At 71.2% G+C, this 21,996-nt stretch carries 16 protein-coding genes; 9 read left to right on the top strand and 7 right to left on the bottom strand.

From position 1 onward, the window contains the following. Positions 1 to 2: 2 nt before the first annotated feature. Both OV090_RS20765 and OV090_RS20770 read right to left on the bottom strand, forming a co-directional pair. A complete protein-coding gene (locus tag OV090_RS20765; RefSeq protein WP_276599928.1) occupies positions 3 to 1,478 on the bottom strand; it encodes a catalase in 1,476 nt (491 codons plus the stop codon). A 100-nt stretch (positions 1,479 to 1,578) separates the two neighbouring features. After that, the gene (locus OV090_RS20770) at positions 1,579 to 4,278 is read right to left on the bottom strand and encodes a PAS domain-containing protein (protein ID WP_267705655.1); all 2,700 of its coding nucleotides are present in this window, start codon (positions 4,276 to 4,278) and stop codon (positions 1,579 to 1,581) included. 216 nt (positions 4,279 to 4,494) lie between these two features. On the opposite strand from OV090_RS20770, the gene OV090_RS20775 reads away from it, so the two are divergent. Next, complete coding sequence (locus tag OV090_RS20775) at positions 4,495 to 5,316, top strand: alpha/beta hydrolase (protein WP_267705656.1); 822 nt, start codon at positions 4,495 to 4,497, stop codon at positions 5,314 to 5,316. Between the two features lie 92 nt (positions 5,317 to 5,408). Beyond that, the gene (locus tag OV090_RS20780) at positions 5,409 to 5,882 is read left to right on the top strand and encodes a biopolymer transporter ExbD (RefSeq protein WP_267705657.1); all 474 of its coding nucleotides are present in this window, start codon (positions 5,409 to 5,411) and stop codon (positions 5,880 to 5,882) included. An 11-nt stretch (positions 5,883 to 5,893) separates the two neighbouring features. On the opposite strand, the gene OV090_RS20785 is transcribed toward OV090_RS20780, so the two are convergent. Then, complete coding sequence (locus tag OV090_RS20785) at positions 5,894 to 7,252, bottom strand: BamA/TamA family outer membrane protein (protein ID WP_267705658.1); 1,359 nt, start codon at positions 7,250 to 7,252, stop codon at positions 5,894 to 5,896. A gap of 57 nt (positions 7,253 to 7,309) precedes the next feature. On the opposite strand from OV090_RS20785, the gene OV090_RS20790 reads away from it, so the two are divergent. Continuing rightward, positions 7,310 to 8,635, top strand: a complete 1,326-nt coding sequence (locus tag OV090_RS20790) for an MFS transporter (protein WP_267705660.1) — start codon at positions 7,310 to 7,312, stop codon at positions 8,633 to 8,635. A 2-nt stretch (positions 8,636 to 8,637) separates the two neighbouring features. Then, positions 8,638 to 10,086: an aspartate aminotransferase family protein gene (locus tag OV090_RS20795; protein ID WP_267705661.1), complete on the top strand. Its 1,449-nt coding sequence runs from the start codon at positions 8,638 to 8,640 to the stop codon at positions 10,084 to 10,086. Here the strand turns inward: OV090_RS20795 and OV090_RS20800 are convergent. Both OV090_RS20800 and OV090_RS20805 read right to left on the bottom strand, forming a co-directional pair. Then, a complete protein-coding gene (locus tag OV090_RS20800; RefSeq protein WP_267705663.1) occupies positions 10,083 to 11,183 on the bottom strand; it encodes a TauD/TfdA family dioxygenase in 1,101 nt (366 codons plus the stop codon). The two genes, OV090_RS20795 and OV090_RS20800, sit on opposite strands and share 4 nt — an antisense overlap. 88 nt (positions 11,184 to 11,271) lie before the next feature. Continuing rightward, complete coding sequence (locus tag OV090_RS20805; RefSeq protein WP_267705665.1) at positions 11,272 to 11,604, bottom strand: PepSY domain-containing protein; 333 nt, start codon at positions 11,602 to 11,604, stop codon at positions 11,272 to 11,274. Positions 11,605 to 11,700: 96 nt separating this feature from the next. On the opposite strand from OV090_RS20805, the gene OV090_RS20810 reads away from it, so the two are divergent. Beyond that, positions 11,701 to 13,146, top strand: a complete 1,446-nt coding sequence (locus tag OV090_RS20810) for a pyridoxal-dependent decarboxylase (RefSeq protein ID WP_267705667.1) — start codon at positions 11,701 to 11,703, stop codon at positions 13,144 to 13,146. 28 nt (positions 13,147 to 13,174) lie between these two features. Here the strand turns inward: OV090_RS20810 and OV090_RS20815 are convergent, their stop codons facing one another. Next, on the bottom strand, positions 13,175 to 14,146 hold the full coding sequence (locus tag OV090_RS20815) for a PQQ-binding-like beta-propeller repeat protein (RefSeq protein ID WP_267705670.1): 972 nt from the start codon (positions 14,144 to 14,146) through the stop codon (positions 13,175 to 13,177). A gap of 581 nt (positions 14,147 to 14,727) precedes the next feature. Between OV090_RS20815 and OV090_RS20820 the strand changes: the two genes are divergently transcribed. The 4 genes from OV090_RS20820 to OV090_RS20835 all read left to right on the top strand — a co-directional run bounded on the left by OV090_RS20820 (position 14,728) and on the right by OV090_RS20835 (position 21,391). Then, on the top strand, positions 14,728 to 16,152 hold the full coding sequence (locus OV090_RS20820) for an HTTM domain-containing protein (protein ID WP_267705672.1): 1,425 nt from the start codon (positions 14,728 to 14,730) through the stop codon (positions 16,150 to 16,152). Between the two features lie 81 nt (positions 16,153 to 16,233). Further along, positions 16,234 to 19,326 (top strand): CusA/CzcA family heavy metal efflux RND transporter, encoded by a 3,093-nt coding sequence (locus OV090_RS20825; protein ID WP_267705674.1) that lies wholly within the window; start codon positions 16,234 to 16,236, stop codon positions 19,324 to 19,326. Positions 19,327 to 19,364: 38 nt separating this feature from the next. Continuing rightward, positions 19,365 to 20,030: a response regulator transcription factor gene (locus OV090_RS20830; RefSeq protein ID WP_267705676.1), complete on the top strand. Its 666-nt coding sequence runs from the start codon at positions 19,365 to 19,367 to the stop codon at positions 20,028 to 20,030. Continuing rightward, a complete protein-coding gene (locus tag OV090_RS20835; RefSeq protein ID WP_267705678.1) occupies positions 20,027 to 21,391 on the top strand; it encodes a HAMP domain-containing sensor histidine kinase in 1,365 nt (454 codons plus the stop codon). The genes OV090_RS20830 and OV090_RS20835 overlap by 4 nt, the downstream gene beginning before the upstream one ends. Positions 21,392 to 21,462: 71 nt before the next feature. Here the strand turns inward: OV090_RS20835 and OV090_RS20840 are convergent, their stop codons facing one another. Continuing rightward, positions 21,463 to 21,897 (bottom strand): hypothetical protein, encoded by a 435-nt coding sequence (locus tag OV090_RS20840; RefSeq protein ID WP_267705679.1) that lies wholly within the window; start codon positions 21,895 to 21,897, stop codon positions 21,463 to 21,465. Positions 21,898 to 21,996 lie beyond the last annotated feature (99 nt).

The raw sequence follows: 21,996 nt of genomic DNA on the forward strand, positions 1-21,996 counted from the left end.
GTTCAATCCTTTCTGTCGTTCGCCGGCGGCGCGGCGTCAGTTTGGTCGAGGCCCAGCGCGCGCGCCACTCCGGCGCCGTAGGCGGGATCGGCCTTCGTGCAGTTGGCGACGTGTCGCCGCTGCACCTCGAGCGAGGCGCCGCCGAGCGAGCGGCCGGTGTTGGCGAACAGCGCCTGCTGCTGCCCCGGGGTCATCAAGCGGAACAGGTTGCCGGGCTGCTCCCAGTGGTCCTCGTCGACGCGGTGGTCCCAGTGCGCGACGTCGCCGGAGGCCGCGAGCGTCGGCTCGCCGGCGCCCGGGTTGTCGTCCCATTCGCCGTGGCGGTTGGGCCAGTAGTGCTTGGTCGCGCCGAGGTTGCCGTCGACCCGCATCGCGCCGTCGCGGTGGAAGCTGTGGAACGGGCACCTGGGGGCGTTGACGGGGATCTGGTTGAAGTTGACGCCGAGGCGGTAGCGCTGCGCGTCGCCGTACGAGAACAGGCGCGCCTGCAGCATCTTGTCGGGCGAGAAGCCGACCCCGGGGACGATGTTGGCCGGCGAGAAGGCGGCCTGCTCGACCTCGGCGAACACGTTGTCGGGGTTGCGATTCAGCTCGAGCACGCCGACCTCGATCAGCGGATAGTCGCCGTGCGGCCACACCTTGGTGAGGTCGAACGGGTTGTGCTTGTGCGAGCGCGCCTGCGCCTCGGTCATGACCTGAATGCAGAACTTCCAGCGCGGGAAGCGGCCGGCCTCGAGGCTCTCGAACAGGTCGCGCTGGTGGCTCTCGCGGTCCTTGCCGATCACCGCCTCCGACTCGGCGTCGGTCAGGTTGTCGATGCCCTGCTGGCTGACGAAGTGGAACTTGACCCACACGCGCTCATTGGCGGCGTCGATCAGGCTGAAGGTGTGGCTGCCGAAGCCGTGCATCGTGCGATAGCTGCGGGGGATGCCGCGCTCGCTCATCACGATCGTCACCTGGTGGAGCGCCTCCGGCAGCGCGCTCCAGAAGTCCCAGTTGTTGTCGGCGTTGCGCATGCCGGTCCGCGGGTCGCGCTTGACCGCGTGGTTGAGGTCGGGGAAGCGCAGCGGATCGCGGAAGAAGAACACCGGCGTGTTGTTGCCGACGATGTCCCAGTTGCCCTCTTCGGTGTAGAACTTGACGGCGAAGCCGCGGATGTCACGCTCGGCGTCGGCGGCCCCGCGCTCGCCGGCGACCGTCGAGAAGCGCATGAACACCGGCGTCTGCTTGCCAACCTCGGCGAACAGCTTGGCCCGGCTGTAGCGCGTGATGTCCCGCGTCACGGTGAACGTGCCGTACGCGCCCGAGCCCTTGGCGTGCATGCGTCGCTCGGGGATCACCTCGCGGTCGAAGTGCGCGAGCTTCTCGATCAGCCAGATGTCTTGCAGCAGCGCCGGCCCGCGCGGACCCGCCGTTTGAATGTTGACATTGTCGACCACGGGCGCACCCGTCGCATGCGTCAATTTGGGCTTGGACATCGGACACGGATGTATCGCAGTCATGTCCGCGCCAGAACACCCGACCAAGGTCGGGTGCCTGCGCCCGCCGCATTCGCGGGCTCGTGGCGCGACCGATCGCTCAGACCTGGGCGGCCTCGATGGCGAACTGGAACGTGGCGCCGTGGGTCTCGTTGGCACTTCCCCACAACTTGCCGCCGTGGCGCTCGATGATCGAGCGGCTGATCGACAGGCCCATGCCGAGGCCGTTCTCCTTGGTGGTGTAGAAGGCGTCGAACAGGCGCGCGCGGTCGGCCCCGCCGCCGAGCCCGACGCCCGCGTCCTCGACCGCGACGTGCACGAACGAGCCGCTCTCGCGCCGCTCGACGAACGAGTGGATCACCACGCGGCGGCGCTCTCGCGGCACGTCCTTGCTCGCGTCGCCGGCGTTGACCAGCAGGTTCAACACCACCTGTTGCAGCTGCACCGGATCGCCCATCACCGGCGGCAGGTCGCGCAGCAGCGCCTGCTGGATCACGACGCCGTGGAGCGTCAGCTGCGGCGCCACCAGCGGGACGACGTCGCGGACCACGTCGTTGAGGTTGCACGCGTGGTGGCTCGGGGTCGAGCGCGACAGGAGCGAGCGGATCCGCTGCAGCACCTGGCTCGCGCGCTCGCCGTGGTCGATGATCGCGGTCAACGACTCGCGCGCCCGCTCGGGCGAAGGCTTCGCGGCGGCCAGCCAGTTGAGCGCCGCGCCGGCGTCGGCAGTGATGGCCGCCAGCGGCTGATTGACCTCGTGGGCGATCGAGGCCGCCAGCTCCCCCAGAGTGGTGACCCGCGCGACGTGGGCCAGGGCCGCCTGCGCCTGCTGCAGCTCGTCGCCCGCGCGCCGGCTCGCGGTGATGTCGGTCGCGGCGCCGACGAGCTCGAAGTTGCCGTCGGCGTTGATGCGCGAGCGACCGACCACGCGCATCAACTTGACCGCGCCGTCGTCCATCACCAGCCGGTGCTCGTAGTCGAAGTCGCCGCCCGAGCGCAGCGTCCGCCGCACGAGGTCGGCGATGCGCTCGCGATCGTCGGGGTGGACCCGCGCGGCCACCTGGGCGAAGGTCGGCCGGGGCGAGCGCGGCAGGCCGACGAGCTCGCTGATGCCCTCGGAGAAGTTGAACTCGCGGCTGCGCAGGTCGAAGCCGAAGCTGCCGGTGCGGCTGAGCCGCTCGGCCTCGATGCGGTAGGCCTCGCTGCGCTTCAGCGCCTCGTCCGACTGGCTGCGCTCGATGGCGATGCTGGTGACGCGGGCGCACCGCTCGAGCAGCTCGAGTTCGAACGGGCCGGGTCCGCGGGGCTCGCCGGCGTAGATGCCGAACGCGCCCAGTACCCTGCCGTCGGTCGCCAGCAGCGGGATCGACCAGCACGCGCGCAAACCGTGAGCGAGGGCGTGCTCGCGGAACAGCGCGCCGAGCGGGTCGGTGGCGATGTCGGTGACGAACACCGGCTCGCGGCGCCACGCCGCGGTGCCGCAGGCGAACGCCGCGGGCCCGATCGGCGTGCCGTCGATCCGCTCGACGTAGCTTCGCGGCAGGCTCACCGCGGCCGCGTGGCGCATCGTCGCGGTCTCGGGGTCGAGCAGGAGGATCGACGCGCGCAGGCCCGAGGCGCTCGACTCGACCAGCCGCACCACGCCCTCGAGGATCGCCGACGTCGGCTCGCCGCGCACGATCATCGCCAGCAAGCGCTGCTCGCCGGCCGCGCCCGCGCGCGCCTGCTTCTCTTCCTCGATGTCGCTGCCCAGGCCCCACCACGTCGCGACCTCGCCGCGGGCGTCGAGCAGCGGCACCGCGTGGATCTGGAACCACCGGTAGTGGCCGTCGAAGCGGCGCAGGCGGGCCTCCAAACGCCCCTCTTCGCCGGACGCGAGCAGCCGCGCCCACGCTTCCACCAAGGCCGCGCGGTCGAGCGGGTGGATCAGGTCGCTCATCGCCCACGCCCACCCGTGCAGCTCCGCGTCGCCCTTGCCGGCGTAACCGCGCCAGCCTCGACTCGAGAAGTCGATCGCACCCTCGGCGCGCGCCCGCCACACGAGGCCCGGGACCGCGTCGATGATCGCCAGCAGCTCGTCGGCGCCGGGGCGGGCGAACGCGTCGGGCGCGTCGTCGACGTCGAGCCGCGACGGCTCGATGCGACCGTGGCGCTGCCTCGCCGCCGCGCAGCGCCGCAGGTCCGCCAGCAGTTGCCCGGCGGTCGCGTAACCGGCCCCGTCGCGCTCGCTCAGGCGGGCGACGATCCGCTCGAGCGCCGTCGTTCGCTCGTGGTCGCGCTCCGCAGTTTGCGAAGGCGATCCGACGAGCAGCTCGTGCAGCAGCGAGCCGCAGCCGCGAAGGTCACAACGCACGTCGATCGATCGATCGGACACGACCGCGCCGAGCCGCGCCGCCGCGCCGAAGCCGGTCAGCCAGCACTCGCCGGTGGCCGCGTTCGTCCACACGTTGCCCGCGCGGACGTCGTTGTGCGCGAGGCCTCGCGCGTGCAGCCGCACCAGCGCGGTGGCGAGGCCGATCGCCACGCGCAGGCTCGCCGCGACCTCCCACGGCGCGCCGAGCAGGTCGGCGAGCGAGCGCCCGCCCGGGTCGGCGACCGTCAGAGTGACCGCCTCGCCCTCGCGCACCAGCGTCAGCGGGCGCAACGCGAGCGACGCGTCGAGGTCGTCGCGCAGCGACCACTCGTGCTCGAGCGTGGCGATGCCCCACGCGTCGCTGTGCGTCCGCGCCAGCCGCGGCTCGCCGCCGTCGCCGTCATCGACACGAATGTCACCCGCAGGCCCGCGCAAAGTGAGACTCATGGAACCCCTCGGAGCTTACCCCGTATCGCTCCCCGGAAGCAGCTTTCCGGAGGTTCTGCGCCGGCGCGCGGTCGATTCGCGGCACCCGACCTTGGTCGGGTTTTCCCGGCCCGAGAACGCGGCGATACGGGTACGACTCCCATGCCTGCGCAGCAGGTCCTGCCACGCTGACGCTCGGCGATGCGTGAGTCGCCCTCAATCACAAGGAACGTCGAGATGAAGCAAGAGAAGTTCGCAGCCAACGACGGCACCCAGCTGCACCTGCGCTCGTGGCAGCCCGCGAACCCGCGCGCGGTCGTGGTGATCGTCCACGGATTCAAGGCCCACGGCGGCCTTTACGAGTGGGCCGGCGGCCAGCTCGCCGAGCAGGGGTTCGCCGTCTACGCGCTCGACCTGCGCGGCCACGGGGTGTCGGAGGGCGACCGGCTCGAGGTCGGCAAGTTCGGCGACTACGTCGGCGACGTCCACACCCTCGTCAAGCTCGCCAAGGCGCGCAACCCCGGCCTCCAGGTGTTCCTGCTCGGCCACAGCGCCGGCGGCGTGATCTCCAGCGTCTACACGCTCGAGCACCAGAGCGAGCTCGCGGGCTTCATCTGCGAGAGCTTCGCCCACGAGGTGCCCGCCCCCGACTTCGTGCTCGCGGTGCTCAAGGGCCTGAGCCACATCACCCCGCACGCCCACGTGCTCAAGCTCGAGGACGAGGGCTTCTCGCGCGACCCCGCGGTGGTCGAGGCGATGAAGAACGACCCGCTGATCGAGCGCATGGGCTACCCGGCGTACACCGTCGCAGAGATGGTCCGCGCCGACGAGCGGCTCAAGCGCGAGTTCCCGCTGATCACCTTGCCGGTGTTCATCCTCCACGGCACCGAGGACCGCGTGACCCTGCCGCGCGGCAGCCAGCGCTTCTACGACACCGCCGGCTCGACGGACAAGACGCTCAAGCTGTACGAGGGCCACTACCACGACCTGCTCGCCGACTACGGCAAGGAGGGCGTGCTGGCCGAGATCGTCGCGTGGATCGTCGCGCGCATCCGCTGAGCGCGGGCGCGGCCGCTCGCCGCGCCGTTGCTGTCCCCGGGGACATGTAAGGCCGATACCGCCGGGGACCCAAACGTGCGATGTTGGCGGCGATGCCTCGCCCGCGCGCCTTGCTCCTCGGCCTCGGCCTCCCGCTCCTCGCCTGCGACTCCAAGGCCGTCGAGGCGCAGAAGACCCGCGTCCAGGCGCTCGAGGACCGGGTGCATCGCCTCGAGGCGGAGACCGCGGCCCTGACGGCGCGCATGAAGTCCTTCGACGAGGAGCGGCGCCGCCTCGAGCAGATCGCCAAGCTCCCGTCGCTGCCGCCGGCCAGCACCAACGCGCCGCCGACCAGCGTCGTCGTCGAGGTCAGGGCCGACGGCCTGCGCGTCGGCGACGAGGCCGTCGACCTCGACCGCTTCGAGGCCCTGCTGCGCGAGCACCTCGGCGCCCAGCCCGGCCTCTCGCTCCACGTCAAGGCCGACGCGAGCGTCGAGTACGCCCGCGTCATCGAGGTCATGGACCGGGCCAAGACCGCGGGCGTCGCCAAGATCGCCATGGTCGCCGACCCCGCCCTGAAGCCCTGAGAACCTGTCCTTCAGAACACGTGGCCGACGTCGACGTAGAAGCCCTGCGTCTTGTCGGTCGGCGAGTAGGCGCCGTCGAAGCGGACCAGGAAGGTCTCGCCCCAGCGCACGCGCAGGCCGCCGCCAGTGCCGAGCTTGAAGGTGCCGCCGTCGATGCCCACGCCGCCGAGCTCGGTCCGCCCGAAGTCGGCCCAGATCCGCGCAGCATCGAGGAACGCGACCGCGCCGACGGCGAAGTGGTTGTTCTTGATCGTGAACTTCCAGAACATGCTGCGGATCTCGAGGTTCTGGATCAGCTTGATCTTGCCGGCGTAGCGCTGGCGCGGCACCCCGCGCAGCGACCAGCCGCCGCCCGGGCCGTCGCGGGGCATCAGCGCGCCGAAGCGCGTCAGCTCGTAGAACGGCGCGTCGCCGGCGATCACGTCGGCGACCCCGCGGATCGCGAACGACAGGTACTCGCCGATGAACGACTTGTACCACGCGCTGTTGATCGTGAACGCGGCGTAGCGCAGGCCCTGCTGGACCCCGGGCGAGGCGCGGACCGTCAGCTCGGTGAAGGTGCCGCGGGTCGGCGTGTACTCGTGGTCGCGGGTGTCGAACAGCGCGCCGGCGCTGAGGACCACGAGCGCGTGTGGATCTGTCCCCTGGAGCAGGTTGCCCAGCGCCTTGCCGTCGGGCGTTTCCGTGGCCTTGAGGGCGATGTCCTGCTCGAGCAGGCTGCCCGGGTACGGCCGGACGATGTTGTAGGTCGTGTTGAGCCCGACCAGCGCCTCGATGCGGCGGCGCTGCAGCGCCGTCGAGCGGTCCCACACCTTGATGCGGGCGTTGAACAGCAGCAGCGGATAGATGTGATCGAAGCGGTGGTAGCGGCGCGCCGCCTGATACGCCATCAGGTCCTGGTCGGGGTCGATGCCCTCCCACGGCTCGGTCGCCGCCGAGTCGTTGCCGAACCCGTAATAGCCGGTGTTGGCGAACTTGCGGAAGCCGACGCGCGCGGTGATCCGCAGGCGGTCGCCGGCGAGCCCGGGGAAGTCCATGTTGAGGTAGTCGTCGTGGAACGGCACCTCGATGCCCCTGCCCGGGGCGCGCTTGGCGTTGGCCGACAGCAGCAATTCGAGGCGCCAGCGGTACGGGCGATAGCCGGGCGAGAAGCGGGCCACGCTGGCGATGAGGCCGAAGCCGAGCCCGAGGTCGCTGTCGTAGCTGAGGGCCGGCAGCGCGCCGATCTCGATGCGCTCCGGCTTCGGCGGGCCCTTCGGCTTCTTCGGTTTTTTGATCTTCTCCTTGCGGGCCGCGGCCACGGGCGCGTGCGTCAGGGTCGCGCACGCGACGAGCACGGCCAGCAGCGCGGGCAGCCGGCGCAGACACATTGCATATATGTCCCCAAAGACAGGTGACGCGCGGGCTCGCTGTGGTAAGGTCGGCGCGTGTCGAGCTCGCCCTTGAAGCGCCCCCTGCTCCTGGCCTACGCCGCGGGCTCGATCGGCTCGGGGCTGTTCAGCACCGTGCCCGGCCTGCTGCTGCTGTTTTACCTCACCGACACGCTCGGCGTGGCCGCGAGCCTCGCCGGCCTGGCGATCTTGCTGCCGCGGATCTGGGACATCGCCACCGACCCGCTGGTCGGCGCCTGGTCCGACCGCACGCGCTCGCGCTGGGGCCGGCGCCGGCCGTTCCTGCTGGCCGGCGCGCTGCTCTTGCCGCCGGGTTTCATCGCCCTGTTCTCGGCCCCGGTCGGCGATCCGTCGCTCAGCTTCGCGTGGGTGCTGCTGGCCTTCATCTGGGCCACCGGCGCCTTCACTCTGTTTCAGATCCCCTACGCCTCGATGCCGGCCGAGATGACGGCCGATTACCACGAACGCACGCGGGTCGTCGCCCATCGCATGGCCTTCCTGCCGATCGGCATCCTCGCCGGCGGCGCGCTGGCGCCGATGCTGATCAAGGCCAACAGCGGCGGCCCGGCCGGCTACCAGGTCATGGCGGTGACTCTGGCGATCATCGCCGCGGTCGCCATGCTGGTCGCGTTCTTCGGCACCCGCGACGCGCCGCAGCTGCCCGCGCCCGCCGAGACCACCGGGCTGCGCGAGCAGATCCGCGTGGCCCTGTCGCACCGGCCGTACCGTCGGCTGCTGGTCGGCTTCGCGGTGCAGAGCATCGGCATCGGCGCCATCCTGGCCGCGGTGCCGTACTTCTGCCACTACACGTTGCGCGGCGGCGAAGAGGCGGTCACGGTGCTGTTCGTGTCGCTGGTCGGCCCGGCGATCGTCGCCATGCCGCTGTGGATGGCGGTGTCGCGGCGGTTCGGCAAGCGCGTCGGCTACATCGCCGCGGTCCTCGTGTTCGCCGCGTTCGCGCTCAGCCTGCTCAGCGCGGCCGAGGGCCGGCTGGCGCTGGTGGCCGCGCAGGTCGGGCTGCTCGGGGTCGGCTTCGCCGGCCTGCAGGTGTTCCCGTTCGCCATGCTGCCCGACCTCATCGACGACGACGCGGCCGTCACCGGCCAGCGCCGCGAGGGCATCTTCACCGGCCTGTGGTTCGTCGGCGAGAAGGGCGGCCTGACCCTCGGAGCATGGCTCGTGAGCCAGGTGCTCGCCTCGACCGGGTTCGTCGAGCGACGCGCCGGCGAGCTCGTGAGCCAGCCCGAAGCGGCGCTCGTCGGCGTGATCGTGGCCACCGCGGTGGTCCCGGCCGCGTGCGCCCTGCTCAGTCTCCCCTTGCTGTTTCACCACGTCGAATCTGCCAGGAACCGAGCGACCTGACCATGAAGCTGCCCGAGACCGGATGGACCCGCGACCAGATCTTCACCGCCCTCGCCGAATTGCGTGCGGGTGATTTGCCCACCGAAGGCGGAGCCGCCTTCGCCTACGTCTACGACTCGGGCGAGCGCGCCGCGAGCGAGCTCGCGGCCGAGGCGTACCGCATGTACCTCGGCAGCAACGGCCTCGACCCGACGGCCTTCCCCAGCCTGCTGCGGCTCGAGAACGAGGTCGTCGGCTTCGCAGCGCAGCACCTCGGCGGCGGGCCGGAGGCGGCCGGCTCGTTCACCAGCGGCGGCACCGAGAGCCTGATGCTCGCGGTCAAGACCGCGCGCGAGTGGGCCCGCGTGCACCGGCCGAACATCACTGCGCCGGAGATCATCGTGCCGGCGACCGCCCACGCGGCGCTGCACAAGGCGGCGCACTACCTCGACGTCACTCTGGTGCCCACCGCGATCGACCCCGTCAGCTTCCGCGCCGACGTGGCCGCGATCGCGGCCGCCATCACCCCGAACACGATCCTCCTCACCGCCTCGGCCTCGAGCTACGCCCACGGCGTGGTCGACCCGATCGCCGAGATCGGCCAGCTGGCGCTGCAGCACGAGCTGCTGTTCCACGTCGACGGCTGCATCGGCGGGTTCCTCCTGCCGTACTTCCGCCGCCTCGGCGCCCGGGTGCCGGAGTTCGACCTCTCGGTCCCCGGGGTCACCTCGGTGTCGATGGACTTTCATAAATACGCCTACGCACCCAAGGGCGCGTCGGTGATCGTGTACCGCGACAAGGCGCTGCGCCGGCACCAGATGTACGCGTGCGCCGGCTGGACCGGCTACACGGTGATCAACCCGACCGTGCAGAGCACCAAGTCGGGCGGGCCGCTGGCAGCCGCGTGGACCCTGCTGCGCGCCGTCGGCGATCAGGGCTACCTCGACCTGGCCCGAAGGACACTCGAGGCCACGCGCGCGATCGTCGGCGCCCTGCGCGAGATCGACGGCCTGCGCGTGCTCGGCGAGCCGGAGATGAGCCTGGTCGCCTTCACCGGCGCGCGCCCCGACTTCCCGCTGTTCGCCCTGGCCGACGCGATGAAGCTGCGCGGCTGGCTGATCCAGCCGCAGTTCTCCGGCTTCGGCTCGCCGGCCAACCTGCACCTGACGATCAGCGCCGCCCACCTCGCGGTCAAGGACCGCTTCCTCGCCGACCTGCGCGCGGCGGTCGCCGAGGTCCAGACGAGCCCGCCCGACCCGGGCCTCGCCATGCTGCTGCAGGCCGCCGCCGCGCTGGACTTTTCGAACATGTCCGAAGAGACATTCATGCAGGCGCTCGCGCTCGCCGGGGTCCAGGGCGGCCGCCTGCCCGACAAGATGGCGGCGATCAACGGCCTGCTCGACGCCCTGCCGCCGCAGGCCCGCGAGGCCGCGATCATCGCGTTCGTCAACGACCTCTACACGCATGCCTAGGTCGCGCCGGCGGGGTCGGCGTGATCGAAGTAGATGCCCCGCAGCCAGCGCGGGCCGGTGAAGCCGGTCCGCGCGTGCAGCGTGCGGTGATTGTCGTAGACCAGCCAGTCGCCCGGCTGCAGCCCGACCAGCACGTGGTGCCGCGGGTCGCGGACCAGGCGGATGAAGCGGTCGTGCGCGCGGTAGAACTCGCCCATCTGCGCGAACGGCAGGCGGTGCGGCGCGAGCGTGAAGTAGGAGCTGCGGACCAGGAAGTCGCGGTCGCCGCGGCGCGCGACGATCGGCGACTCGACCACGCGAGCAAAGTTCTGCTGCTTGCGATCGAAGCGGACCGGCACGGTGGCCAGCAGGTCGGCGGCGCGGGCGTCGTGGGCCTCGAGGTGGCGGAACGCCGCGCGCGCGTCGGCCAGCAGGTTGTCGCCGCCCTGGTCGGCCGCGCGGATGCACTGCAGCACCTGGTAGCGCGGTGGGCGGTCGAGGAACGGCTGGTCGGTGTGGAGGTGGATCGGCGCGTCGGTGTAGCCGAGCTGGTCGGTGTTCTGGTTGGTGGTGTTGTCGGTGCGCAGGTCCTCGATGCGCCCGAAGTGAGTCGCCACCGCGCGCAGCCCCGCGGCCTCGAAGGCGGTCACGATCGCCTCGGTCTGCGCCTCGGGTGACCGGCTGTCCGAAGGGTCACGTCGCACGACGGCCGCGCCCTGCTGGCGCACGCGGGCCAGCGCCGCGGCGATCTGGCGCCCCAGCGGGAGGTCGACCGCGGACACCTCGATCGCCGCGAGGTCGGCCGCGGGCGCCGGCACGTCGACGCGGTCGCGGGCGTAGGCGTGGGTGTCGAGCCACGCCAGCGGGTACAGGCTCTCGTGGCCGTCGGGCTCCCACACCACGAACAGGGCGTCGCCGGCCAGCGAGGCCACCCGCGGCCGCACGTCGTCGGGCAGCTCCGACGAGCAGCGCGTCCGCTCGCGGGTGTGCGGGTGCCGCTCGCGATCGCAGTTGTGGCGCAGCCACCGATAATGAAAATCCGCCGCGTGCCCGCCGCCCAGCGGCACGCGCAACCAGTCGCCGTGGAGCTCGACCGCGTCCCGGAGTGCGTCTGTCATGCTGAAACGAGTTTCAGCAAAATGGACAAGGCCGTCAAGGGCCGAATTCGTGGCCCTGGGCGGCCCTCTGACGCAGAATGGCGAGGGCTCAATCGTCGCGGTCCTCGTCCTCGACGGCGAGGATCGCCCCGGTGTCACCGTCGACCTCGACCTCCTTGCGCGGCTGGGCGCCGTCGGTCGGCAGGATCTCGATGCTGTAGATCCACCGCCCGTGCTCGCGCTCGAGCTCCGAGGCCAGCACCGTCCCGGGCACCTGCTTCAGCGCTGTCGCCTGCGCGGCCTCGGCGGTGATCTTCGGCTTCGCCGCGGCCTCGCGCGACGCGCTCGCCGCCGGCGCCGTGGTGGTGGCGGTTGCAGAGGTCGCCGCGTGGCTGCAGGCCGGCGCGAGCGACAGGAAGAGGGACATCACGAAGGTGTGCATGCCGGCAGCATGTCGTCTGCGGCGCCGGAGCACCTGTTAAAGCTTCATGAAGGCCCGCCTTGACGTCCCCGCGCCCAGCCCGCGAAAGTGCCTGACGTGGACCTCGACGCGCTCGTGCGACCGATCCTCGACCTCCTGCGGGAGGCGGAAGCGCGGGACGTCCGGATCACCGACCTCGTCGGACCCCAGGCGCACGCCGACGCCTTCGCCGCGCTCGGAGCTCCCCTGTCTCTCGGGCCAGGTGACGAGCCGCTCGACCCTGCGACCCTGACCCGGGCGATCGAGGCGATCATCGCCCGCTCGGTGCGGACCCTGCACCCGCGGTTCTTCAACCAGAACTTCGCCGGCGCCGACCCGATCGCGGTGGTCGGTGACTTCCTCGGCGCCGCGCTCAACACCACCATGGCCACCTACGAGGCCGCGCCGGTGTTCACCTTGATCGAGCGCGAGGTGCTGGCGCGCCTGGCCGCGCTGGCCGGCTGGCCCGCGCACGAGGGCGTGTTCGTGCCCGGCGGCTCGTTCTCCAACCTCTACGCGCTGCAGCTGGCGCGCCTGCGGATCGACCCCGAGGCGCGCGAGCGCGGCCACGACGGCGCGCCGCTGGTCGCCTTCACCTCGACCCACGCCCACTACTCGCTCGAAAAATCGGTCGTGCTGCTCGGCCTCGGCCGGCGCGCCATTATCAAAGTCGCCTGCGACGAGCGCGGCCGCATGCGCCCCGACGCCCTCGCTGCCGCCATCGACGAAGCGCTCGCCCGCGGCCAGCGGCCCTTCTTCGTCAACGCCACCGCCGGCACCACGGTGCTCGGCGGCTTCGACCCGCTGGCCGAGCTGGCCGAGCTGGCCGAGCGTCACGGGATGTGGCTGCACGTCGACGGCAGCTTCGGCGCCTCGGCGCTGTTCTCGGCCGCGCAAGCGCACCTCATGGACGGCGTCGCCCGGGCCGACTCCCTGGCGTGGAATCTCCACAAGATGCTCGGGGTCACCCAGCAGTGCGCAGCCTTCCTGGTCCGCGGGACAGGTGCGCTACGAGCCGCCTTCGCCACCGGCGCCAGCTACCTGTTCCAGCCCGACAAGCCGTATGCCGAGCTCGACAGCGGCGACGCCACCTTCCAGTGCGCCCGCCGGGTCGACGCGCTCAAGGCCTGGCTCGTCTGGAAAACTCGCGGCGAGGCCGGCTTCGCTTCCCGCATCGACCACGCCGTCGGCCTCGCCGATCACTGCGCCGCGCGGATCGCCGGCGACCCGCGCTTCTGCCTGGCCGCGCCGCCCTCGTGGGTCAACGTGTGTTTCTGGTGGATCCCCCCGGACCTGCGGCCCTTCGCCGGCCGCACCCCCGAGGTCGATCCGACGCTGCACGCCCTGGCCCCGCGGATCAAGGCCGCCATGCTGCGCCGCGGCGAGGCGATGCTCGGCTTCCAGCCGGTCGACGGCGGGCCCAACTGCTTCCGCCTGCTGTTCATCAACCCGGCCACGACGATCGCGGACGTCGACGCGACGCTCGAGATCGTCGACGCCTGCGGCCGCGAGGCGCTCGCCTGATGGGACATGTCCCTTAAAACATGTCCCATCAACCACCGCGCGGCCGGCCGAGGGTCTTGAGCACGGTCCCGGTCGCGCGGTCGACGATGCGCAGGGCGTGCGACGTCTTGGGCCCGTCGCACTCGTAATAGACGCGGGTCGCGGTCCCGACCATCGCGTAGCCGCTGGTGCCGCCGCACGCCGAGGTCCACACCACGGCCCCGGTGCGGGCGTCGAGCGCGGTGGTGGTGCTCTGCCGGATCAGGAAGGTGCCGCCGACGAGCTCGATGGCCTCGACCCTGCGACCCTTCGGATCGTAGAGCAGACGCCAGGTCTGCTGGCCCGCGCCGTCGTAACCGACGAGCGTCACCTCCGGCGTCCCGGGATCCTTGACCTCGACCCCGACCGAGTCGCCGGTGACCGGATCGGTCAGCCGCGCTTTCCTGGTGGAGAGATTGCCCTCGCAGCGCGCGTGGGTCGGAGTCTCGCACAGGATCGGGCGGGTCGCAGGGTCGAGGCAGGCCGGCGGCTTCGCGGCGTCGTCGCGCTGACCGGTCGCCGCGTCGAGGACGAAGCGCACATGATCGATCTGATGGACGCCGACCTTGCTGCCCTCGGCGCACAGCCGCTGGACCTCGTCGGTCAGCGCGAGGGTGGTGCGCGTGGTCCCGGTCGCCGGGTCGAGGATCGCCAGCCCACGCGGCTGCGCCAGCACCACCGCGCCGCCGGCGACGACCCCGAGCCGCCCGTCGCTGGAGCGCTCGATCTCGAGATCCGGGCGGCGCCACAGCGGCTCGTAGTTAGTGCCGTCGAGCGCGACCACGCCGTCGTCCATGAACCACCCGACGAGCTCCTCGACTCCGTCACCGTTGAGGTCGCCGAGGATCGGCGGCCCGCCCATCCAATAACTGTACAACTCGGGCTCGCGCTCGGTGGCGCCGCCGAGACAGCCGGTGACGGCGAACAGCGCCAGCACGGCCCCACCCGCGCGACTCCTCCGACCTCCGCGTGCATCCTGCATGGCGGGCACTCTAGCCGATCTCGCGGAGCCACCGGCCTGCGCCGGCGATGCGCGCTCCCGTCACCACGCGCGGTCGCGACCTCGTGCTCGATCGGCACGCGAACGACCTGGCTCCGGGACGAGCCGGCGGAACTACGTGAAGTTCTCTCGCTCGCGCGACGCACCCGAGCGCGTAGAACCCCGGCGCCGCGGGCGCGGCGAAGCGGCCGCGATCACCCGAGGCGAACCTCGGCACCACGCCGAGTCGCAAGCGCCGGCCCACACCGATCCCCGCCCCGAGCGACATGTCCCGAAGAACATGTGATTTCAGAACCTCGCCTCCGCCTGTGCAGCGGGTCACTCGGCTCCGCACGGCGACGGGTGCCGGAACGTGGGGAGACCGGCGCGCTCGCTCGCGGACGGGGGAAGACCCTCGCAGAACGGGTGTGGCCACGCGGCGCACAGCATGACGTCCGCGCAAGTCGGCGCGCGCGGCCGCGAAGAGCTGGTAGAACTGTGTCCGTGTGGACGAGCGTGGCGCCCGCCGAAGGTGTGGCCCAAAGAACATTCTAACGCTGGCGATCGGCGCTATCGCAACGGACATGGAAGACCGCCAACACCCCGAGCCTCCTCCGCCCCGCGCACCGCTGTGGGCGCGGCTGTTCGGCCCGGTCGACATCGCCTCGCTGGTCTGTTTCCGCGTCGCTTTCGGCGTGCTGATGATGGCCGAGGTGGTGCGCTACATCCCGCGGATCGAGCGCTACTACATCGACCCGACGTTCCACTTCTCGTACTACGGCTTCGATTGGGTCCAGCCGTGGCCAGGCGACGGCATGTACGTCCACTTCGGCGTGCTCGGCCTGGCCGCGCTGTGCGTCACGATCGGCCTGTGTTACCGCGCCGCCGCCACGGTGTTCTTCCTCGGCTTCAGCTACATGTTCCTGCTCGAGCAGGCGCGCTACCTGAACCATATTTATCTGCTGTGCCTGATCGCCTTCATCATGATCTTCGTGCCGGCGCATCGAGCCTTCTCGATCGACGCCTGGCTGCGGCCGAAGCTGCGTAGCGACACCGTGCCGGCGTGGGCGCTGCGGCTGGTGCAGCTGCAGATCGGCATCCCCTACGTCTACGGCGGCCTGGCCAAGGTAAACCACGACTGGCTGCGCGGCGAGCCGATGCGCATGTGGCTGGCCGAGCGCGCCGACCGGCCGCTCATCGGCCCGCTGATGACGCAGGAGTGGGTCGTCTACTTCTTCAGCTACGGCGGCCTGCTGTTCGACCTGCTGATCGTCCCGGCCATGCTGTGGCGGCGGACCCGGCCGTACGCGTTCGTCGCGGCGCTCGGCTTCCACTTCATCAACGGCAACATCTTCACCATCGGCATCTTCCCGTGGGTGATGGCGGCGGCGACGTTGATGTACTTCCCGCCCGACTGGCCGCGGCGCTTCCGCGACTTCCTCGGCCGGCTGCTGCGCCTCCCGCCCGCCGAGGTCACGCCCACCGCACCGCCGCCGCCGCTGCCGACCCGGCCGAGCCGCGCGCAGAAGTGCCTGCTGGCGTTCCTCGGCGTCTACACTGCATGGCAGCTGCTGTTCCCGCTGCGTCACTGGCTCTACCCCGGCGACGTCGCGTGGACCGAGGAGGGCCACAAGTTCTCGTGGCGCATGAAGCTGCGCGACAAGGGCGGCAGCGTCAGCTTCCAGGCGACCGACCCGTCGACCGGCGAGTCGTGGAAGATCGACCTGCGCGGCCGGGTCAAAAAGTGGCAGCTGTCCGAGATGACAGGCCGGCCAGAGATGATCCTGCAGCTCGCGCATCACCTCGGTGAGCAACTGCGCGCCGAGGGCATCCCCGATGTCGAGCTCCGTGCGCTCGCCCCTGTCTCGCTCAACGGACGCGAACCCCAGTTCCTGATCGACCCCGAAGTCGACCTCATGAAGGTCGAACGAAGCCTGCTTCCGGCAACGTGGATCCGCCCCGAGGCGCCGCTCGAGACCGCGGCCCAGGCGCGCCTGTCAGAGATGTAATCCGCGGTTAATCGACCGAGAAACACCGTTGCAGCTAATCGCTGGGCTACGCGGACGATCACCCTCGTCCGCGTCCTGCCCATGCTCGGTTGGCTCATCCATCAATCGATCCAGCTCCGTCTCCTGATGCTGGGTCTCCTCCTGACGCTCCTGATCGGTGGCGGCCTCGCGGCCCGCAGCCTGCCGATCGACGCGCTGCCTGACATCTCGACGATCCAGGTCAGCGTGCTGACCGAGGCCCCCGGCCTGTCAGCGCCCGAAGTCGAGCGCAACGTGACCTTCCCGATGGAGAACGCGCTCAACGGCGTGCCCGGGCTCGAGGAGCTGCGCTCGGTCTCCCGCGCCGACCTCAGCGCGATCACGGTCGTGTTCCGCGACGGCACCGACCCGTGGTTCGCGCGCCAGCTGGTGTTCGAGCGCATGCTGCAGGCGCGCGGCGACTTGCCCGAGAGCGTGCCGACGCCGCAGATCGCCCCGCTCAGCACCGGCCTCGGGGAGATCTATCAGTTCGTGGTCCGCTCGCCGGTGCACTCGCGCAAGCAGCTGCGGACGCTGCTCGACTGGGAGATCGTGCCGCGCCTGCGCGGCGTGCCCGGCGTCATCGAGGTCAACACCCAGGGCGGCGAGCTCAAGCAGTACCAGGTCATCGTCCAGCCCGACCGCCTCGCCGCCTACGGCCTCACCCTGCGCGAGCTCAGCGAGACGCTGTCGTCGGCCAGCGCCATCATCTCCGGCGGCTACATCGACCGCACCGCCGAGTCCTTCACCCTGCGGGCCGTCGGCACCTACACCGGCGTCGAGGACCTCGAGAGCGTCGTCCTCAAGGTCGCGCCCGACGGCACGCCGATCCTCGTCAAGCACGTCGCCAGCGTGCGCGACGGCGCGGCCCTGCGCCACGGCATCGTCACCTACATGGGCGAGGACGAGGCGGTCGCCGGCGTCATCATGATGCTGCTCGGCTCGAACAGCCGCGACGTCATCTACGCGGTCAAGGATCGCGTCGCCGAGGTCCAGGCCGAGCTGCCGGCCGGCGTCGTCATCGAGGCGGTGTACGACCGCGCCGAGTTCGTCGAGCGCACCCTGTCGACGGTGGTGAAGAACATCCTCGAGGGCGCCGCGGTGGTGTTCCTCGTGCTGATCGTGCTGCTCGGCAGCGTGCGCGGCGCGCTCGTGTGCGTGCTCGGCATCCCGGCCTCGATGTCGGTGGCGCTGTTCGGCATGCACTGGGCCGGCGTCGCCGGCGACCTCATGTCGCTGGGCGCGATCGACTTCGGCTTCCTCGTCGACGGCCCGATCGTCCTGCTCGAGGCGCTGATCGCCGCGTTCGCCGGCCAGCAGCTGACCACGCGCGAGCGCGCCGACGCCTACGCCGCCTCGCTGTCCCGCGTGGTCCGCCCGGTCGCCTTCGCGGTGGCGATCATCATGCTGGTGTACATCCCGCTGCTCAGCCTCGAGGGCGTCGAGGGCCGGCTGTTTAAGCCGATGGCCACCACCATGGCGTTCGCGCTGTTCGGCGCGCTGGTCTACTCGGTCGCGTTCCTGCCGGCCCTGCTGGCCCTGTTCGTCCCGCCGGCCAAGCACGGCACCAGCGGCTGGCTGCGCGTGCTCACCCGCGGCTACGAGCGCAGCCTGCCGTGGGCGCTGAAGATGCGCTGGCCGCTGCTCGCCGGCGCCGCCGCCACCCTCTTCATCACCGGCGGGATCTTCGCCGGCAAGGGCGCCGACTTCGTCCCGCGCATCGACGAGGGCGACATGGTGGTCAGCCTGCGCCGCCCGCCCTCGATCAACCTCACCGAGGCCAAGCGCCTCGACCTCGAGGTGCAGAAGGTCCTGCTCGGCTTCCCCGAGGTCGACGCCACGCTCGCGTTCACCGGCCGCGCCGAGGTCGCGATCGACCCCGCCGGCAAGGACAAGACCGACATCGTCGTGCCGCTCAAGCCCAAGGAGGAGTGGGTCACCGCTCACGACCTCGACGCGCTCAGCGTCGTGTTCAAGGACGCGATCGAGTCGCAGGTGCCGAGCACCTTCGTGTCGATCTCGCAGCCGATCGAGGACCGCAACAACGAGATCATCTCGGGCTCGCGCGCCGACATCCAGATCATGGTGCTGGGCCCCGACCTGCTCGAGCTCAAGCGGATCGCCGACTCGATCGCCAGCGCCATCCGCCCGATCGACGGCACCGGCGACCTCCGCGTCGAGCAGGTGCTCGGCATGCCCGAGCTGACCGTCAAGCCCGACCGCGCCCGCCTGGCCCGCTACGGCGTCGCCCTTGAGGACGCCCTGCTCGCGGTCGAGGCCGCCCGCGTCGGCCTGCCGATCGGCCTGGTCTACGAGGGCCAGCGCCGCTTCGACGCCCGCCTGCTGGTGCCGCCGCGCGAGCCCCGGCCCGAGGCGCTCGGCGACCTGTTCGTCGAGACGGTCGACGGTCACCGCGTGCCGCTGTCCGAGGTCGCCACGATCGAGGAGACCGAGGGTCCGGCGCAGATCCGCCGTCAGGACCGCGTCCGCGTCGTCCGCGTCGAGGTCAACCTGCGCGGCCGCGACCTCGTCTCGTGGGTGGGCGACGCCATGGCCGCCGTCAAGGAGAGCGTGCCGCTGACCCCGCCGTACAAGGTCACCTGGAGCGGCCAGTTCGAGAACTTCCAGCGCGCCAGCCAGCGCCTCGCGGTGGTCGTGCCGATCTGCCTGACGCTGATCTTCGGCATGCTGCTCTGGAACTTCCGCGACGTGCGCTACGCCGCCGCCGTGTTCGCTCTGGTCCCGTTCGCCCTCATCGGCGGCCTCGCCGGCCTCATCCTCCGCGACATGTCGTTCAGCATCCCGGCGGCCGTGGGCTTCATCGCCCTCGCCGGCGTCGCGGTGCTCAACGGCGTCGTCCTCGCCTCCGAGGTCCGGGGCGCCCTCGACGAGGGCCACCCCTTCGACGAGGCGCTGCTCAAGGGCTCCTCGCACACCATGCGGGCCGTCCTCACCACCGGCGCGGTCGCAGCGCTGGGCTTCCTGCCGATGGCTCTGGCCACCGGCGCCGGCTCCGAAGTGCAGCGGCCGCTTGCGACGACTGTCGTGTTCGGCATCGGCGCCTCGACGATCCTCACCCTCTTCCTGCTGCCCGCGCTGCTGCGGCTGGTGCTTCGCCGCGAGCGCCGGGCCAGCGAGAACATGACGAAGCTGTAATGTCAGAAGAAAAAGCCGCCGTGTATGCTTCCAGACCCATGAAGGCGCTGATCGTCGAGGACGACGTCAAGGTCGCGCTGTTCATCGCCCGCGTCCTCTCGGAGGAGGGCTGGGTCACCGACCAGTGCACCCACGGCGCCGACGCGGTGCGCCAGGCTCGCTCGGTCGAGTACGACATCGTCCTGCTCGACTGGATGCTGCCCGACATCGACGGCCTGGCCGTGTGCCGCGAGCTGCGGCGGGCCGGCTCGGTCGCCCCGATCATCATGTTGACCGCGCGCGGCGAGGTCTCGGAGCGCGTGCTCGGGCTCGAGGCCGGCGCCGACGACTACGTGGTCAAGCCGTTCGAGATCGACGAGCTGCTGGCGCGGATCAACGCGCTGCTGCGGCGCACCCAGGGCTTCGGCCGGCTGCAGGTCGGCGCCCTCGAGATCGATCGCCTGCGCCGCGTCGTCACCCTCGACAACAAGCCGGTCGACCTGACCGGCCGCGAGTACGCGCTGCTGCTGTGCCTGGCGAGCCAGGAGGGCCGCGTGGTCGCTCGCTCGGAGCTGCTGACCCAGGTGTGGGCCACGCACTTCGACCCCGGCTCGAACCTCATCGACGTCCAGATCAGCCGCCTGCGCGACAAGCTCGGCGACCACGCGTGGATGATCGACACCGTGCGCGGCAAGGGCTACCGTCTGCGGCGCGATCCTCCATGAGCCTCCGCGTCCGCTACGTCGTCGCGACCTCGGCCATCACCCTGGTCACGCTCGGCGCCGCGTCGATCGCAGTCACCCTCGCAGTCAACGCCAGCCAGGAGCACCAGCTCGACCTCGCCCTCGTCCGTGAGGCCCGCGAGGAGGCCGCCGAGGCCGACAAGCTCGGCGGCGACGAGCTCGCCATCTCCAACCGCCCCGGCCCGTTCGCCAACGACGTCGGCCCGCTCACCAAGTACGCGGTCATCTACGGCCCCGGCGACCGCGTCATCGCCCAGACCCTGTCGTGGCAGCGCGACCCGCCGGCGCTGTCCGAGCTGCCGCCGCCCGACGGCAACTGCTTCGACCTGTGGTCGGCGCACGAGCACCTGCGCGCCGTCCACGTCGACCTGCCCTCGCACGAGGGCTCCTCGCTGCTGCTCGCCGCCCCGCGCGCCGACCTCGACGGCGACGCCCGCTTCCTCGAGCGCGCCATGGCCACCGGCTTCGCGGTCGCGCTGGTGTGGACCGTCCTCGTCGCGCTCGCCGTCGTCCACCGCCTCACCCGCGACCACCGCACCATCGCCGAGGTCGCCCGCCGCGTGGCCGCCGGCGACCTCGCCGCCCGCATCGACCTCCAGCACGGCGATCGCGAGATCGTCCAGCTGGCCCGCGACATCGACGCGATGATCGAGCGCCTCGGCCTGCTGCTCGGCCTGCAGCAGCGCTTCGTCGCCAACGCCGCCCACGAGCTGCGCTCGCCGCTCACCACCCTCTACGGCGAGCTGTCGCACGCGCTCCGCCGCTCGCGCGACGCCAGCGAGTACGAGCGGGCCATCCGCGAGGCGCTCGAGAGCACCTCGCGCCTGCGCCGCCTCACTGAGGACCTGCTGGCGGTGGCCCGCATGGGCGCCGCTGGCGACGAGGTCGGCGAGCCGGTCGACATCGCCGAGCTCGGCCAGGAGGCGATCGCTCTGGTCCGCCACGAGAGCGACGCCAAGGGCGTGACCATCGAGTGGGACGGCCCCGGCGCGCGCGTCGTCGGCCGCGCCCACGACCTGGTACGGCTGATCCGCAACCTGCTCGAGAACGCAGTCCGCCACACCCCGCCGGGCGGCAAGGTCAGCGTCCGCTGCCGCCCCGGCCCCACCCGCGTCGAGCTGCGCGTGCGCGACGAGGGCCCCGGCGTCCCCGCAGCCGAGCGCGAGCAGATCTTCGAGGCCTTTTACCGGGGCACGCGCGAGCGCGGCGCCAACGACGGCGGCACCGGCCTCGGCCTCACCATCGCTCGCGAGATCGCCCACGCCTACGGGGGCCAGGTCGTCGTCGTCGCCGAGGACGGCCCCGGCGCGGTGTTCGCGGTCACGCTCCAGCGCGCCCCCTGAGACATTTTTAAAAATCAACATGCCCGCAAGGGCATGTTGCTAAGAGCATGTCCGGAAGGGCATGTCCTGAGTCACCGGCGGCGCGCGCCGAGCAGGCCGCCCCACCAGGTCGTCGGGAACGCGGTCAGCACCACCGCCACCGGGTACCACTTGGGTCCGAACTCCGGCCCGGCGTCCCAGGTGGCGATCGCCCCCAGCGTGCTGAGCACCACGCCGATGCTCCCCAGCACCGCCACGTGGCGCATCGGCCGGTGCCGCGCCAGCCGGCCGGTCAAGAACCCGCCGAGCACCCCGAAGGCCGAGCGATAGGCCAGCGCCAGCAGGAACAGCGCCGCGTGCATCGGCTGCCCCAGCGGCGGGAAGATCCCGCTCGAGTGCATGAAGGCGTCGGTCGCCACCGACAGCACCACCGTGGTCAGCAGCCCCGCCAGCACCGGCCCGACCCGCCGCAGCACCGCCGCGACCGGGCCCGACTCCGTGATCCGTGACATTCCGTGGTCTTCCATGGCCGTTCTCCTGTCCGTCACCTCCACGTCGAAGCCGGACCGGCCAAATCGACATCGGCCCGCAAGATTTTTTCATGGGGAAGTCTGCGCCCCTCGCGG

Source organism: Nannocystis sp. RBIL2 (assembly GCF_026626745.1).
Lineage (GTDB): Bacteria > Myxococcota_A > Polyangia > Nannocystales > Nannocystaceae > Nannocystis.